This is a genomic window from Stutzerimonas stutzeri (assembly GCF_002890915.1).
GTDB lineage: Bacteria > Pseudomonadota > Gammaproteobacteria > Pseudomonadales > Pseudomonadaceae > Stutzerimonas > Stutzerimonas stutzeri_AF.
Genome location: NZ_POUT01000001.1, coordinates 131,025 through 146,816 on the forward strand (window position 1 = coordinate 131,025; position 15,792 = coordinate 146,816).

12 protein-coding genes are annotated in these 15,792 nt (G+C 66.6%); 5 read left to right on the plus strand and 7 right to left on the minus strand.

Annotation, left to right across the window (positions count from 1 at the left end):
* Nucleotides 1–22: 22 nt before the first annotated feature.
* Nucleotides 23–1,339 carry an ammonium transporter gene (locus CXK94_RS00615; protein ID WP_102892884.1) on the minus strand — a complete coding sequence of 439 codons (1,317 nt, stop codon included), beginning with the start codon at nucleotides 1,337–1,339 and terminating at the stop codon, nucleotides 23–25.
* A gap of 38 nt (nucleotides 1,340–1,377) precedes the next feature.
* The gene (gene glnK, locus CXK94_RS00620) at nucleotides 1,378–1,716 is read right to left on the minus strand and encodes a P-II family nitrogen regulator (RefSeq protein WP_003096476.1); all 339 of its coding nucleotides are present in this window, start codon (nucleotides 1,714–1,716) and stop codon (nucleotides 1,378–1,380) included.
* 391 nt (nucleotides 1,717–2,107) lie between these two features.
* Between glnK and CXK94_RS00625 the strand changes: the two genes are divergently transcribed.
* The 3 genes from CXK94_RS00625 (at nucleotide 2,108) to CXK94_RS00635 (ending at nucleotide 6,030) form a co-directional block, all read left to right on the plus strand.
* Nucleotides 2,108–2,371 (plus strand): accessory factor UbiK family protein, encoded by a 264-nt coding sequence (locus tag CXK94_RS00625; RefSeq protein ID WP_102892885.1) that lies wholly within the window; start codon nucleotides 2,108–2,110, stop codon nucleotides 2,369–2,371.
* A gap of 32 nt (nucleotides 2,372–2,403) precedes the next feature.
* Nucleotides 2,404–3,900: a YifB family Mg chelatase-like AAA ATPase gene (locus CXK94_RS00630; protein WP_102892886.1), complete on the plus strand. Its 1,497-nt coding sequence runs from the start codon at nucleotides 2,404–2,406 to the stop codon at nucleotides 3,898–3,900.
* A 153-nt stretch (nucleotides 3,901–4,053) separates the two neighbouring features.
* Complete coding sequence (locus tag CXK94_RS00635) at nucleotides 4,054–6,030, plus strand: BCCT family transporter (protein WP_102892887.1); 1,977 nt, start codon at nucleotides 4,054–4,056, stop codon at nucleotides 6,028–6,030.
* Between the two features lie 16 nt (nucleotides 6,031–6,046).
* Here CXK94_RS00635 and CXK94_RS00640 read toward each other — a convergent pair whose 3' ends face one another.
* A complete protein-coding gene (locus CXK94_RS00640; protein WP_102892888.1) occupies nucleotides 6,047–7,681 on the minus strand; it encodes a putative bifunctional diguanylate cyclase/phosphodiesterase in 1,635 nt (544 codons plus the stop codon).
* 250 nt (nucleotides 7,682–7,931) lie between these two features.
* Here CXK94_RS00640 and rep point away from each other — a divergent pair, with 250 nt between their 5' ends.
* On the plus strand, nucleotides 7,932–9,941 hold the full coding sequence (gene rep / locus CXK94_RS00645; protein WP_102892889.1) for a DNA helicase Rep: 2,010 nt from the start codon (nucleotides 7,932–7,934) through the stop codon (nucleotides 9,939–9,941).
* A gap of 246 nt (nucleotides 9,942–10,187) precedes the next feature.
* Nucleotides 10,188–10,805 carry a PAQR family membrane homeostasis protein TrhA gene (trhA, locus tag CXK94_RS00650; protein WP_037044258.1) on the plus strand — a complete coding sequence of 206 codons (618 nt, stop codon included), beginning with the start codon at nucleotides 10,188–10,190 and terminating at the stop codon, nucleotides 10,803–10,805.
* Nucleotide 10,806: 1 nt separating this feature from the next.
* On the opposite strand, the gene CXK94_RS00655 is transcribed toward trhA, so the two are convergent.
* The 4 genes from CXK94_RS00655 to gap all read right to left on the minus strand — a co-directional run bounded on the left by CXK94_RS00655 (nucleotide 10,807) and on the right by gap (nucleotide 15,717).
* Nucleotides 10,807–11,592, minus strand: coding sequence for an IclR family transcriptional regulator (locus CXK94_RS00655; RefSeq protein ID WP_102892890.1), 786 nt, complete (start codon nucleotides 11,590–11,592; stop codon nucleotides 10,807–10,809).
* A 113-nt stretch (nucleotides 11,593–11,705) separates the two neighbouring features.
* On the minus strand, nucleotides 11,706–13,208 hold the full coding sequence (locus CXK94_RS00660) for a CoA-acylating methylmalonate-semialdehyde dehydrogenase (protein ID WP_102892891.1): 1,503 nt from the start codon (nucleotides 13,206–13,208) through the stop codon (nucleotides 11,706–11,708).
* A 4-nt stretch (nucleotides 13,209–13,212) separates the two neighbouring features.
* Nucleotides 13,213–14,379, minus strand: a complete 1,167-nt coding sequence (locus CXK94_RS00665) for an iron-containing alcohol dehydrogenase (protein ID WP_102892892.1) — start codon at nucleotides 14,377–14,379, stop codon at nucleotides 13,213–13,215.
* A 324-nt stretch (nucleotides 14,380–14,703) separates the two neighbouring features.
* Nucleotides 14,704–15,717, minus strand: coding sequence for a type I glyceraldehyde-3-phosphate dehydrogenase (gap, locus tag CXK94_RS00670; protein ID WP_102892893.1), 1,014 nt, complete (start codon nucleotides 15,715–15,717; stop codon nucleotides 14,704–14,706).
* Nucleotides 15,718–15,792 lie beyond the last annotated feature (75 nt).

Sequence of the window (15,792 nt, forward strand, 5' to 3'; positions counted from 1 at the left end):
TCCGGGGCTGCCCTGAAATGGGTTACAGGTTGTAGCCACGCTCGTTGTGCAGGCTGAGGTCGAGGCCGACGGTCTCCTGCTCCTCGGTGACCCGCAGGCCCATCACCAGATCGATCACCTTGAGGATCACGAAGGTGACGACGGCGGTATAGATCACCGTGAAGAGCACGCCCTTGAACTGGATCCACAGCTGCAGCGCGATGCTTTCCACCTCACCGAAGCCCCCCAGCACCGGTGCCGCGAACACCCCGGTGAGCAGCGCGCCGACGATGCCGCCGATGCCGTGCACACCGAAGGCGTCCAGCGAGTCGTCGTAGCCCAGCTTGCGCTTCAGGCTGGTCGCGCAGAGGAAGCAGACCACGCCGGAGACCAGGCCGATGACCAGCGCGCCCATCGGGCCGACCGTACCGGCGGCCGGGGTGATGGCGACGAGGCCGGCGACCACGCCGGAGGCGATGCCCAGCGCGCTGGGTTTGCCATGGGCGATCCACTCGGCGAACATCCAGCTCAGTGCCGCCGCCGCGGTGGCGATCTGGGTGACCAGCATGGCCATGCCGGCGGTGCCGTCGGCGGCCACCGCGGAGCCGGCGTTGAAGCCGAACCAGCCGACCCAGAGCATTCCCGCGCCGACCAGGGTCAGGCCCAGGTTGTGCGGTGCCATCGGCGTGGTCGGGTAGCCCTTGCGCTTGCCCAGCACTAGGCAGGCCACCAGGCCGGCGATACCAGCGTTGATGTGCACCACGGTGCCACCGGCGAAGTCGAGCACGCCCCAGTCCCACATCAGGCCGCCGTCGCCGCTCCAGACCATGTGGGCGATCGGTGCATAGACCAGGGTGAACCAGACACCGAGGAAGACCAGCATCGCCGAGAACTTCATGCGTTCGGCGAAGGCGCCGACGATGAGCGCCGGGGTGATGATGGCGAAGGTCATCTGGAAGGTGATGAAGACGCTTTCCGGGAAGGCGCCGATCAGGCTGTCGGGGCTCAGGCCGCTGAGGAAGGCGCGCTCCAGGCCACCGACGAAGGAATTGAAGTTGGTGACTCCCGCTTCCATGCCGGTAGTGTCGAAGGCGAGGCTATAGCCGTAGACCATCCAGAGGATGCTCATCAGGCCAGTGACGGCGAAGCATTGCATCATCACCGAGAGGATATTCTTCGAGCGGACCATGCCGCCGTAGAACAGGGCCAGCCCAGGGACCGTCATGAACAGCACCAGCGCGGTGGCCGTGAGCATCCATGCCGTGTCGCCTGAATCCAGCGTTGCCTCCTGCGCCATGGCCAGGCCGGGGCTTAACAGGGACAAAAGGGCTCCTAGCCCTGCGAATTTTCGCAGAGTCATGGTTTTACTCCTGGGGCGTGGGGGGTTCGCAGGTCTGCTTAAATCGCGTCGGTATCGGTTTCGCCGGTACGGATGCGGATGGCCTGTTCCAGGTTGACGACGAAGATCTTGCCGTCACCGATCTTGCCGGTGTTGGCCGCCTTGGTGATGGCCTCGATCACGCGATCGAGCTGATCGTCGGCGATGGCCACGTCGATCTTCACTTTCGGCAGGAAATCGACGACGTATTCGGCACCGCGGTACAGCTCGGTATGCCCCTTCTGGCGACCGAAACCCTTGACCTCGGTGACCGTGATGCCCTGCACGCCGATTTCCGACAGCGACTCGCGCACGTCGTCCAGCTTGAACGGCTTGATGATGGCAGTGACTAGTTTCATGAAAACTTCTCCCGTTTTAGGTGGACTTGCCCCAGAAGTACGAACCCGGCTCAAGTCTAAGCTCAGTGTCTGGCTCTTGTAACGCTCCGACTGCGGCCGGAGCGGCTAAACCGACACCACCAACCTCTCCAACAACGCGTCTCGAATCGCCTGTGCGCCGCAACCCGGTGGTGCATGCGTCGATGGGGACAAAGCAGAATCGATGCCAGCTTTAGCCAAGGCCGGATTTCAGGGGCTCCAGCCACCGACGCCGCGCCCCGACGGGCGGTTGCGCCGCACGCACGCACCAAAACAGGGCGCACGCATACCCGCAACTGCTCAATTTTTGTGCGCAGGCAAACCAAAAAAATCGCGTGCTACACTGCGCGCCGTTCAACAGCAGGTATTGTCAATGTTGCCGCCCAAAGCTTTCCTAGATGCCATCGGTTCCCAGGCCTCGCGCCTGTTCAATGGCGAGGCGCCGCTGCCGCGCAGCGAATTCGAAGCCCAGCTCAAGGCTGTGGTGCAAGGCGCGCTGAACAAGCTCGATGTGGTCAGCCGCGACGAATTCGACAGCCAGATGGTCGTGCTCGCCCGCACCCGCGCCCGCCTGGAGGCGCTGGAAGCCAAAGTCACCGAACTGGAAGAAAGACTCGCGCCGCCCGCGTCCGAATAGACCGGGCCGCGACACGATCAAGGAGCGATCGAATGTCCCTGGCCATCGTTCACAGCCGCGCGCAGGTCGGCGTCGAAGCCCCGTCGGTGACGGTCGAGGCTCACCTGGCCAACGGCCTGCCGGCGCTGGCGCTGGTGGGCTTGCCGGAAACCGCGGTCAAGGAAAGCAAGGACCGCGTGCGTAGCGCCATCCTCACCTCCGGCTTCGATTTCCCGCCGCGGCGCATCACCCTCAACCTTGCCCCCGCCGACCTGCCCAAGGATGGCGGCCGCTTCGACCTCGCCATCGCCCTCGGCATCCTCGCCGCCAGCGGCCAGCTGCCCGCCGAGCGCCTCGATAGCCTGGAATGCCTCGGCGAGCTGGCGCTGTCCGGCGCACTGCGGCCGGTCCAGGGCGTGCTGCCGGCGGCACTCGCGGCACGCGCTGCCGGCCGTGCCTTACTGGTGCCACGGGCCAATGCCGAGGAAGCCAGCCTGGCCTCCGGCCTGGTCGTCTATGCCGCCGACCACCTGCTCGAAGTCGCCGCGCACTTCAATGGCGCGACGCCGCTGCAACCCTATGTGGCGCAGGGGCTGCTGCGCCAGACCCTGCCCTACCCCGACCTGGCCGACGTGCAGGGCCAGCAGGCCGCCAAGCGCGGCCTGCTGGTCGCTGCGGCCGGCGCGCACAACCTGCTGTTCTCCGGCCCACCGGGGACCGGCAAGACCCTGCTGGCCAGCCGCCTGCCCGGGCTGCTGCCGCCGCTCGACGAGCAGGAAGCGCTGGAAGTCGCGGCGATCCATTCGGTGGCCAGCCACAGCCCGCTCGCGCACTGGCCGCAGCGCCCCTTTCGCCAGCCCCATCACAGTGCATCCGGGCCGGCGCTGGTCGGTGGCGGTAGCCGGCCGCAACCCGGCGAGATCACCCTGGCGCACCAGGGCGTGCTGTTTCTCGATGAACTGCCCGAGTTCGACCGCAAGGTTCTCGAGGTGCTGCGCGAGCCACTGGAATCGGGCCAGATCGTCATCGCCCGGGCGCGCGACAAGGTGCGCTTCCCGGCGCGCTTCCAGCTGGTGGCGGCGATGAATCCCTGCCCCTGTGGCTATCTCGGCGATCCCGGCGGCCGTTGCCACTGCTCGCCCGACCAGATCCAGCGCTATCGCAGCAAGCTCTCCGGACCGCTGCTCGATCGCATCGACCTGCACCTGACCGTCGCCCGCGAAGCCACCGCGCTCAACGCGCCGCCGCAAGCCGGGCAAAGCAGTGCCGAAGCCGCCGCCCAGGTGGCACAGGCCCGGCAGCTGCAGCTGGCGCGCCAGGGCTGCGCGAATGCCTTTCTCGACCTCGCCGGCCTGCGCAGCCACTGCCAGTTGCAGGCCGAGGACCAGCGCTGGCTGGAGCACGCCTGCGAGCGCCTCGGCCTGTCGCTGCGCGCCGCCCACCGGCTGCTCAAGGTGGCTCGCACCCTCGCCGACCTCGAACAGGCCCCCCGCATCGGCCGCCAGCACCTCGCCGAAGCGCTGCAGTACCGCCCCGGCAGCCAGGCCTGAAGCAAGCCCTTGCGCGCGGCCGGCGCCGGAGCGCCCCCGTGTCGGCCAGTGGCGCCGAGCCTGGCGTCGGCCGGGCCGTTTGGCGGTCTGTGTTAAATTGCTGTCCTTTCGCCACAGGCGGCCACTCCCCAGACACCCACAAAGGAGCGCAGCATGGAGGCAAAACAGTCTTCGTCTTCAACCTTCACCGCCCCGGTCTTCTACGGCTCGGCCCTCATCATCCTGGCGCTGGTGATCTACAGCGTCGCCTTCCAGAGCCATGCGCAAATGCTGTTCAGCGAGGCGCAGGCCTGGATCATCGCCAACGTCAGCTGGCTGTACATCCTCGCCGTCGCGCTGATCCTGCTGATGGTGGTATTGCTGGCCTTCAGCCGCTACGGTGACATCAAGCTCGGCCCCGACCACAGCGAACCGGACTACAGCGCCCTGACCTGGTTCGCCATGCTGTTCTCCGCCGGCATGGGCATCGGCCTGATGTTCTTCGGCGTCGCCGAACCGGTGATGCATTTCCTTTCGCCGCCGACGGGCGAAGGCGGCACGGTCCTCGCCGCCCGCGATGCCATGAAGATCACCTTCTTCCACTGGGGCCTGCACGCCTGGTCGATCTACGCCATCGTGGCGATGATCCTGGCCTACTTCGCCTACCGCCACGGCCTGCCGCTGACCCTGCGTTCGGCGCTCTACCCGCTGATCGGCGAACGCATCCACGGGCCGATCGGGCATGCCATGGACATCTTCGCGATCATCGGCACGGTGCTCGGCGTCGCCACCTCGCTGGGCCTGGGCGTCACCCAGATCAACACCGGGCTCAACCACCTGTACGGGCTGCCGGTATCGGTGCCGGTGCAGATCGGCCTGATCATCGCCACCACGCTGCTGGCGACGATCTCGGTGGTCAGCGGCCTGGACAAGGGAGTGCGGCGCCTGTCCGAGCTGAACCTGACGCTGGCGGCCCTGCTGATGCTGCTGGTGCTGATCGCCGGCCCCACGGTGTTCATCCTGCAGACCTTCGTGCAGAACACCGGCAGCTACCTGTCGGATATCGTCAACAAGACCTTCAACCTCTACGCCTACGAACCGAACGACTGGATCGGCGGCTGGACCCTGTTCTACTGGGGCTGGTGGCTGGCCTGGTCGCCCTTCGTCGGCCTGTTCATCGCACGGATCTCCCGTGGCCGCACGATCCGCGAGTTCGTCGCCGGCGTACTGCTGGTGCCTACGGCCTTCACCCTGCTGTGGATGACCGTGTTCGGCGACAGCGCGATCCACATGATCCTCTGGGAACACGTCAGCAGCCTCGGCGAGGCCATCGAGCAGGACAGCTCGCTGGCGCTGTTCGCCTTCCTTGAGCACTTCCCGTTCTCCGCGCTCATCTCGCTGATCGCCATCATCATGGTGGTGGTGTTCTTCGTCACCTCGGCCGACTCCGGCGCGCTGGTGGTGGACATGCTCGCCTCCGGCGGCCATCCGGGCACGCCGGTATGGCAACGCATCTTCTGGGCGGCCTCGATGGGCGGCGTGGCCATCGCGCTGCTGCTGGCCGACGGCCTCACCGCGCTGCAGACCGCCACCATCGCCAGCGCGCTGCCGTTCACCATCGCCCTGCTCTGCTCGATGTGGGGGCTGCTCAAGGCGTTGCGCCTGGATGCGACCAAGCAGGGCCTGCGCTACCAGGCGCTGAGCATCTCGCCCAGCGCGCCACGCGGTGCCGGCGGCTGGCAGCGGCGCCTGCGCAACCTGATGCTGTTCCCGCGCCGCGCCCATGTGGTGCGCTTCATCGCCGAGGTGGTGCGTCCGGCCTGCGAGGCGATCGCCGAGGAAATGCGCAAGCAGGGCTACAGTGTCGAACTCAGCGAAGGCGAGGATCGCCGCGTGCGCATCGAGATCCGCCACGAGGGCGAACCGGACTTCATCTACGAGGTGCGTCCGCGCGCCTACGTGATGCCGAGCTTCGTCGTCACCACCAGCGAGGAGGACGAGCGCGAGGAGCGCAAGTACTTCCGTGCCGAGGTGCACCTCAAGGAAGGCGGGCAGGACTACGACGTGATGGGCTGGAGCCGTGACGACGTGATCGGTGACATCCTCGACCAGTACGAGAAGCACATGCACTTCCTGCACATGGTCCGCTGAAGACGCGCCAGGCCGCTCAGTGTGCCTGGCCGGCCTGGCGCTCGGCGCTCATGAAGGCGATCAGCCCGGCCAGCGGCAGCGGCCGGCTGACCAGATAGCCCTGCACCTGCTGGGCGCCGAACTGGCGCAGCAGCTCGAGTTGCTCGGCGGTTTCCACCCCCTCGGCGACCACTTCCAGCTGCAGGTTGTGCGCCAGGCCGATCATCGCCTGCACCAGTTGCCGCTTCTCGGGCCGCACGATCATGCCGGCGACGAAGCTCTTGTCGACCTTCAGCAGGGTGATCGGCAGGCTGGAGAGGTGCACGAACGACGAGAAGCCCGTGCCGAAGTCGTCCAGCGAGAAGCGCACGCCGAGCCGGCCGAGGGCCTGCATGGTCTGCTGGACCTGCTCGCTGCGGCGCATCACCGCGGTTTCGGTGAGTTCGAATTCCAGCCAGTGCGGATCGATGCCCCGTTCGTCGATCAGCCGGTTGAGGGTCGGCAGCAACTGGCTGTCCTGGAACTGGCGGAACGACAGGTTGATCGCCATGTGCAGCAGCTGTGCGCCCTGGGCGTGCAGGCTTTGCAGGTCGCGCAGCGCGCGGGCGATCACCCAGTAGCCCAGCGGCACGATCAGCCCGCTCTCCTCGGCCATGGGAACGAAGGCGTCCGGCGCCAGCAGGCCGCGCTCGGGATGCCGCCAGCGCACCAGCGCCTCGATGCCGACGATACGCCCGCTCTCCAGGCACAATCGCGGCTGGTAGTGCAGCTCCAGCTCATCGCGGCGCAGCGCCCGGCGCAGCTCGCCTTCCTGATCGACCAGGCTGCGCGCGCCGCGGTTGGCCTGCTCGTCGTAGAAGTACCAGGTGCAGCCCTGGCTGGCCTTGGCCTGGCGCATGGCGATCTGCGCACGCCAGAGCAGCGGGTCGGCACCGATGCCGGCAGAGGCACGCGCCAGGCCGAGGCTGCAGCCGAGCATCAGACTTTCGCCGTCGACCCAGTAGGGTTCGGCCAGGGCCTCGACGAGGCGATCGGCGACCGCCTCGGCACGCAGGGGATCGTCGCGAGTATCCAGCAGCAGGGCGAATTCGTCGCCGCCCAGGCGCGCCAGCAGGTCGCCGACCTCCAGCTGCGCCTTGAGCCGCGCCACCACCTGCAGGATCAGCCGGTCGCCGGCCCGGTGGCCGAGCGCATCGTTGACGTGGCGGAAGTTGTCCAGGTCCAGGTAGCCGAGCACCAGCCCCTGGCCCTGATGTTCGGCCAGCGCCTCCAGCAGCAGCACCTGGAAGCCCTGGCGATTGGCGATACCGGTGTGCGGGTCCTGTTCGGCGAGACGCTGCAGGGTGCCCTGCAGATTGCAGCGCTCGCGCACATAGCGCAGGCAGCGGCGCAGCACTTCGGGGGTCAACTGGTCGGCCACCAGCCAATCGACCGCGCCCTCCGGCGCCTCCCGCGGTTCCTCGTCGAGCAGCAGGATCAGCGGCCATGGGCAAAGTCCGGCGGCCGGCTGGCAGGCGGGGGTCGCCAGCAGCAGGCAGGGGCCGGCGAGATGCGCGCGGGCCGTTTCCCAGTCGCGCTCGACGATCAGCGGCTGCTGGCTGCGCGAGGCCTGCAGGCAGGCGCGCAACCGCTCGGCCCATTCGGGCCGCTCGGTCAGCAGCAACAGCGGCATGGATTGGACGGGCGCTGGCAAGCGGCCTCCGCGAGTCGATATGTTGGAGGCGTGCGATTCGCCTCATGATTCCCACATATCCCTGTGCCAGGTAACACCCGCATCCTGCAGCGCGCCGACAAGACTAATGGATTATTTTCATTAGCCAAGGCCCAGCGGGCGACGATTGGTGGCTTATTGATGAGCGACTGACCGGCATCAACCTTCAGCCTGCTAAACTCCCGCCCCCGCTTCGAACGACCTGAACGACATGTCCCGACTCAACCCTCGGCAACAGGAAGCCGTGAATTACGTCGGCGGCCCCATGCTGGTGCTCGCCGGTGCCGGCTCCGGCAAGACCAGCGTGATCACCCGCAAGATCGCCTACCTCATCCAGCAATGCGGCATCCGCGCGCAGTACATCGTCGCCGTGACCTTCACCAACAAGGCCGCCCGCGAGATGAAGGAACGCGTCGGCAGCCTGCTGCGCGGCGGCGAAGGCAAGGGCCTGACCGTGTCGACCTTCCACAACCTGGGCCTGAACATCATCCGCAAGGAATATGCCAGGCTCGGCTACAAGCCGGGCTTCTCGATCTTCGACGAGGGCGACATCAAGGCACTGCTGACCGACATCATGCAGAAGGAATATGCCGGTGACGATGGCGTCGACGAGATCAAGCACTACATCGGCAACTGGAAGAACGACCTGATCCTGCCCGACCAGGCCCTGGCCGAGGCGCGCAACCCCAAGGAACAGACCGCGGCCATCGTCTACACGCACTACCAGCGCACCCTCAAGGCCTACAACGCGGTGGACTTCGACGACCTGATCCTGCAGCCGGTGAAGCTGTTCCAGGACCACCCCGAAGTGCTGGAGAAGTGGCGCAACAAGGTGCGCTACATGCTGGTCGACGAATACCAGGACACCAACGCCAGCCAGTATCTGCTGGTCAAGATGCTGGTGCAGGAGCGCGCGCACTTCACCGTGGTCGGCGACGACGATCAGTCGATCTACGCCTGGCGCGGCGCGCGGCCGGAGAACCTGATGCAGCTCAAGGAGGACTTCCCGTCGCTGAAGGTGGTGATGCTCGAGCAGAACTACCGCTCCACCAGCCGCATCCTCAAGTGCGCCAACGTGCTGATCGCCAACAACCCGCACGCCTTCGAGAAACAGCTGTGGTCCGAAATGGGGCACGGCGACCCGATCCGGGTGATCCGCTGCCGCAACGAGGAAGCCGAGGCCGAGCGCGTGGCAGTGGAAATCCTCACCCTGCACCTCAAGACCCAGCGGCCCTACAGCGACTTCGCCATCCTCTACCGCGGCAACTACCAGGCCAAGCTGATCGAGCTGAAGCTGCAGCACCACCAGATTCCCTACCGGCTGTCCGGCGGCACCAGCTTCTTCTCCCGCCAGGAGGTCAAGGACCTGATGAGCTACTTCCGCCTGCTGGTCAACCCGGACGACGACAACGCCTTCCTGCGAGTGATCAACGTGCCGCGCCGCGAGATCGGCTCCACCACCCTGGAGAAGCTCGGCAACTATGCCACCGCGCGCAAGATCAGCATGTACGCCGCCTGCGACGAGATCGGCCTGGGCGAACACCTGGACACCCGCTTCACCGAACGCCTGGCGCGCTTCAAGCGCTACATGGACGACCTGCGCCAGCAATGCGCGCAGAACGACCCGATCGCCGCGCTGCGCAGCATGGTCATGGACATCGACTACGAGACCTGGGTGCGCTCGCAGACCTCCAGCGACAAGGCCGCGGATTTCCGCATGGGCAACGTCTGGTTCCTCATCGACGCCCTGAAGAATACCCTGGAGAAGGACGAGGACGGCGACATGACCATCGAGCAGGCCATCGCCAAGCTGGTGCTGCGCGACATGCTCGAACGCCAGCAGGAAGAGGAAGAAGGCGCCGAGGGCGTGCAGATGATGACCCTGCACGCCTCCAAGGGCCTGGAGTTCCCCTACGTGTTCATCCTCGGCATGGAGGAGGAAATCCTCCCGCACCGCTCCAGCATCGAGGCCGATACCATCGAGGAAGAGCGCCGCCTGGCCTACGTCGGCATCACTCGCGCGCGGCAGAACCTGGCGATGACCTTCGCCGCCAAGCGCAAGCAGTACGGCGAGATCATCGAATGCCTGCCCAGCCGCTTCCTCGACGAACTGCCGCCCGAAGACCTGGAGTGGGAAGGCCAGGAAGACGCCCCGGTGGAAGTCAAGGCCGCGCGCGGCAACGACGCGCTGGCGGCGATGCGGGCGATGCTGAAGCGCTAGGGAAATCCCGCCTGAAGCCTGAAGCCTGAAGCCTAAAAAACATCGCCGCGAGGGCGCGCCTCCCACCAGTCTGGCGAAGGTATGCTGCTTTTGTGGGAGGCCCGACCTCGGGGCGATGCAGGTCGAAGGGCTGCCAAAAAGCCTGAAATCGCTCTCCCCTGAATTCCGACGATCGTCATTCGTCTGTTTGAATCCCGTAACCCAGGCGCGGCATGCTTGGCAGGTCGCATGTTCGGGAGGGATTCGATGTACCACGGCGAACGCTTCAATGCCTGGACGCACCTGGTCGGTGCAGTGCTGGCCTGCATGGGCGCCATCTGGCTGCTGGTGCTCGCCGCGCTCGACGGCACGGTGCTGGAGATCGTCAGCGTGGCGATCTACGGCCTCAGCCTGATCCTGCTCTACAGCATCTCCACGCTCTATCACAGCCTGCGTGGGCGGGCCAAGGTGGTCATGCGCAAGCTCGACCACCTGTCGATCTACCTGCTGATCGCCGGCAGCTACACGCCGTTCTGCCTGGTAACGCTGAGCGGCGCCTGGGGCTGGACACTGTTCGGCATCGTCTGGGGCCTGGCGCTGATCGGCATGGCGCAGGAGATCAAGCCGCGCTCGGAGGCGCGGGTGCTGTCGCTGGTGATCTACGCGGTGATGGGCTGGATCGTGCTGGTGGCGGTCAGGCCGCTGTTCGCCGCGCTGGGCGGTGCGGGTTTCGCCTGGCTGCTGGGCGGCGGCCTGTGCTACACCATCGGCATCGTGTTCTTCGTCTACGACGAGCGCTTTCGCCACTGGCATGGCGTCTGGCACATCTTCGTGATGGTCGGCAGCCTGCTGCACTTCATCGCGATACTGTTCTACGTGATCTGACTCAGCGTTGCTCCTGCAGCACGGCCGCGCTGCCGAGTACCGCTTCCAGTTCGCTGGCAGCGGCGCGCAGGCGCGGTACGAACTCGAGCAATTGCGCCATCGAGCAGCGGATCACCGGGGCATGGCTGAACAGGCAGGCGAGCAACTCGCCCTGCGCATCGCGCACCGGCACCGCGCAGGCCACCATGCCATCGATGAACTCCTCGGAATCGGTGCCCAGTTGCTCCTCGCGGATGCGCGCCAGGTCGTCGCGCAATGCGCTGAGGTCGGTGAGGGTGTTGCGCGCCAGGCGCTGGACCGGCAGGCGCGGCAGCACCCGCTCCAGCTGCTCGGGGGGCAGCGAGGCGAGGTAGAGCTTGCCGCTGGCGGTGCACCACAGCGGTGTATGGCTGCCGATCGGCAGGTTGATCTGCAGCGGCCAGTTGGTCTGCACCCGGTCGAAATAGAGCATGTCCAACCCGTCCGGGATCGCCAGGCCGCAGGTTTCGCCGATGGCTTCGGACAATTGGCGCAGGATCGCCTGGCGCAACGCCTTGTGCCGGCTGCTGCGCAGGATGTTCAGCGCGGCGACGTGTAGCCGCTCGCCCGGCAGCAGCCCGCCGCGCAGGCCGAACTGCAGGAAGCCTTCGCTCTCCAGCGTTTGCACCAGGCGATGTGCACTGGCTTTTGGAATATCCAGCCTTTCCGCCAGTGCGGTCGGCGTCAGGGGGTCCTTGGCAGCGGCCACTGCCTCGATGATTTCCAGCACGCGGGTGATGGAGGAACCTTTTTCGCGGGTACTGCGCATGGTTTCACTCATGACGATGGATGACAGGCCGCCCGCAGGCGGCGGAGCCAGGCAGGGGTAGCGGTGGAAAACGCTGCGCGGTTTTCCACCCTACGCTCTCGTGTCGCGCGAGCTTACTTCATCGTCGGCATGGCGAACTCGGCACCGGCGCGGATACCGGTGGGCCAGCGCCGGGTCACGGTCTTCATCCGGGTGAAGAAACGCACCCCGTCCGGGCCATGCATGTTCAGCGGGCCGAAGATCGAACGCTTCCAGCCGCCGAAGCAGTGGAAGGCCATCGGCACCGGGATCGGCACGTTGACGCCGACCATGCCGACCCTGACGTTCTCCTCGTACTGCCGCGCGGTGTCGCCGTCGCGGGTGAAGATCGAGGTGCCGTTGCCGTACTCGTGGTCGTTGACCAGCTGCAGCGCCTCGTCGAACGACGCGACCCGCACCACGGCCAGCACCGGGCCGAAGATTTCCTCCTGGTAGATGCGCATCTGCGGGGTGACGTGATCGAACAGCGTCGGGCCGACGTAGAAGCCGTTCTCGTAGCCCTGGACACTGTAGCCGCGACCGTCGCAGACCAGCGTCGCGCCTTCCTCGACGCCGAGGTCGATGTAACCGAGGACCTTCTGCTGGTGCTCGCGGGTGACCAGCGGGCCCATCTGCGGTTCGGGCTCGACGCCCAGGCCCGGGCCGGTGCGCATCCGGCCGATCTCGTCGCGGAGCATGCCGACCAGCTTGTCGGCCACCTCGTCGCCGACGCACACCGCCACCGAGATCGCCATGCAACGCTCGCCGGCCGAGCCGTAGGCGGCACCCATCAGCGAACTGACCACCTGCTGCGGATCGGCGTCGGGCATGACCACCATATGGTTCTTCGCCCCGCCCAGGGCCTGGCAGCGCTTGCCGTGGGCCGAGGCGGTCCGGTAGATGTACTCGGCGATCGGCGTCGAGCCGACGAAGCTCACCGATTGCACGCGCTCGTCGGTCAGCAGCACGTCCACCGCTTCCTTGTTGCCGTTGACGATGTTCAGCACGCCGGCCGGCAGTCCCGCCTCGGCCAGCAGCTCGCCGATCAGCATGGTCGCGCTCGGGTCCTTCTCCGACGGCTTGAGGACAAAGGTGTTGCCGCAGGCGAGCGCCACCGGAACCATCCACAGCGGCACCATCGCCGGGAAGTTGAACGGGGTGATGCCGGCGCAGACGCCCAGCGGCTGCATCAGCGAGTTGGAGTCGATGTCGCGGCCGACGTTGGAGGAGAACTCGCCCTTGAGCAGGTGCGGGATGCCGCAGGCGAACTCGACCACTTCCAGCCCGCGGGTGACTTCGCCCTGGGCGTCGGAAAAGACCTTGCCGTGCTCGCTGGTGATCAGCCGGGCGACGTCGTCGCGGCGGCGTTCGAGCAGCTCCTTGAAGCGGAACATCACCCGCGCACGCACCAGCGGCGGGGTCTTCGACCAGCCGTCGAAGGCGGCCTGGGCGGCGCCGATGGCTTCGCGGGTTTCCTCCGCCGAGGCCAGCGAGACCTGCAGCCGCGCTTCGCCGCTGGCCGGGTTGTAAACGGTGGCGCTGCGCCCGGAACGGCCGGCGACGGCTTCGTTGTTGATCAGGTTGCCGAGGGTCTGCATGGTCTCACTCCTGGTTCCAGACGGTTTCGTAGAGGTCGATGATTTCCGCTTCCGTGGGCACGCGTGGGTTGTTGCCCGGCGAACCCGAGGCCAGCGCCTGGCGCGCCATGGTTTCGCGCAGTTCGAAGAAGCGCGCGCGCTCGATGCCGAACTGCGCGGGGCTCGGCACCTTCAGTTCCTGGTTGAGCGCGCGCAGCTCGGCCAGCAACTTGTCGTTGGCGGCCTCGACGCTGTCGCCTTCGGCGGCGATGCCCATGGCGCGGGCGCAATCGGCATAGCGCTCGGGCGCGGCGGGAATCGAGAAGGCGGTGATCGCCGGCAGCAGCATGGCGTTGGACAGCCCGTGCGGCACGTGGAAGAAGGCGCCGATCGGCCGGCTCATGCCGTGCACCAGCGCCACCGAGGCGTTGGAGAAGGCGATCCCGGCGAGGTTCGAGCCAAGCATCATCGCCTCGCGCGCGGCACGATTATTCGGCTCGTGGAAGGCGCTGCGCAGGTTCGGTGCCAGCAGGCGCATGGCTTCGAGTGCCTGGGCGTCGCTGTAGAGGCTGGCCTTGCGGCTGACGTAGGCCTCGATGGCATGGGTCAGCGCGTCGATGCCGGTGTCGGCGGTGACCCGCGGCGGCAGCGAGAGGGTCAGCTCGTAGTCGATCAGCGCGGCGACGGGCATGAAGCCGAGGCCGGCGCAGAGCATTTTCTCGTCGCTGGTCTCGTCGGTGATGATGGTGAAGCGGGTCGCCTCCGAGCCGGTGCCGGCGGTGGTGGGGATGGCGACCAGCGGCAGGCCGGCCTCGCTGACGTCACGCGGGAAGCGGTAGTCGCGCATCTCGCCGCCGAACTTGCCGAGGATGCCGATGGCCTTGGCCGAGTCGATCGGGCTGCCACCGCCGAGGGCGACGATGGAGTCGAAGTCGCCCTCGCGGACCATCTCCACCCCGGCGCGGATCGAGGCGGCGGTGGGTTCGGGCAGGGTATCGGCGAAGCATTGGCTGGCGATGCCGGCCTGCTCCAGTTGTTCGCTCAGGCGGGCGACATAGCCCAACTCGACCATCATGCGGTCGGTGACGATCAGCGGGCGGCTGCAACCCAGCGTGCGCAGCACGCTGGCGAGCTGCTGGCTGGCGCCGGCGCCGATTTCCATCAGGCGCGGCAGAACGATGCGATGGCTCATGGGGCACTCTCCAAGCAGCGCTGCCTGGCGCGGCAGCTTTTATTATTTTGAGACTTTTTGTCTCACTATCGTTTCTGGAGAGTAGAAAGTATAGACGGCCGCCGTCAACCGCAAATCGAGACCTTTCGTCTCGATTTATGCGCCGCAACCCGTAGGTGGGGTTGCGGCGCGCAGCGCCGAAGCCCAACGCCATCCTTGTCCGGCGAGGGAGCCGCCTTGGCTCGTGCCTCCTTGTTGGGTTGGGTAAGTTGGGCTTCGCTTCGCTCAACCCAACCTACGAACTGCGCACCCGCCCCAACCTGCGAGCCGTGCAGACCGTTGCACTCAAGCGCCCGAACACAGCGCCTCCCAGCTCAGCAGCACGTCGAGCATACGGTGGGAGAAGGCCCACTCGTTGTCGTACCAGGCCAGCACCTTGACCAGGTCGCCCTGCACGCGGGTGTGGTTGAGATCGGCCACGCAGGAAATCGGATAGCCGTTGAAGTCGCTGGAGACCAGCGGCAGTTCGTTGCACTCCATGACGCCGGTGGGCAGTTGCCGTGCGCCTTCGCGCAGCATCTGGTTGACCGCCTCGACACTGGCCGGTGGGCGCTCGGCGGTGAAGGTCAGGTCCACCAGCGAGACGTTCGGCGTCGGCACGCGCACCGACAGGCCATCCAGGCGCCCGGCCAGTTCCGGCAGCACCAGGCCGATGGCCTTGGCCGCGCCGGTGGTCGAGGGAATCATCGACAGCGCCGCGGCGCGGGCGCGATAGAGGTCCCGGTGGGCCTTGTCCAGCAGGCTCTGGTCATTGGTATAGGAGTGCACGGTGTTGAGCAGCCCCTGGCGGATGCCGACCGCCTGGTGCAGCACCTTGGCCAGCGGCGCCAGGCAGTTGGTGGTGCAGGAGGCATTGGAGATCACCCGCTGGCTGCCGAGCAGCTCGTGGTTGACGCCGTAGACCACGGTCAGGTCCGCCCCGTCCAGCGGGTGCGAGGCGAAGACCCGCCCGGCCCCGGCCTGCAGGTGCTGTTCGACCAGTTCGCGCTTCTTGAACTTGCCCGAGCACTCCAGCACCACGTCCACGCCCAGCTCCCCCCACGGCAGCCTGCTGGCGTCGCGCTCGCAGAGCAGGCGGATCGACTGCCCGCGGATCTGCAGGATGTCATCGTGCACGTCGACCTGGCCCTGGAAACGCCCGAAGGTCGAATCGAAGCGGGTCAGGTGCGCCAGGGTGGCGGTCTCGCTGAGGTCGTTGATGGCCTCGATGTGGATCTGGTTGTCCAGCCCACGTTCGAACAGCGCGCGCAGGACGGTGCGGCCGATACGGCCGTACCCATTGATGGCAATACGCAGCATGACGGTCTCCGGATTGGATTGGTGAACGATCTGTGCCTAGCTTAGGTGCTAGACGGGCTATCGCCACATGCTATC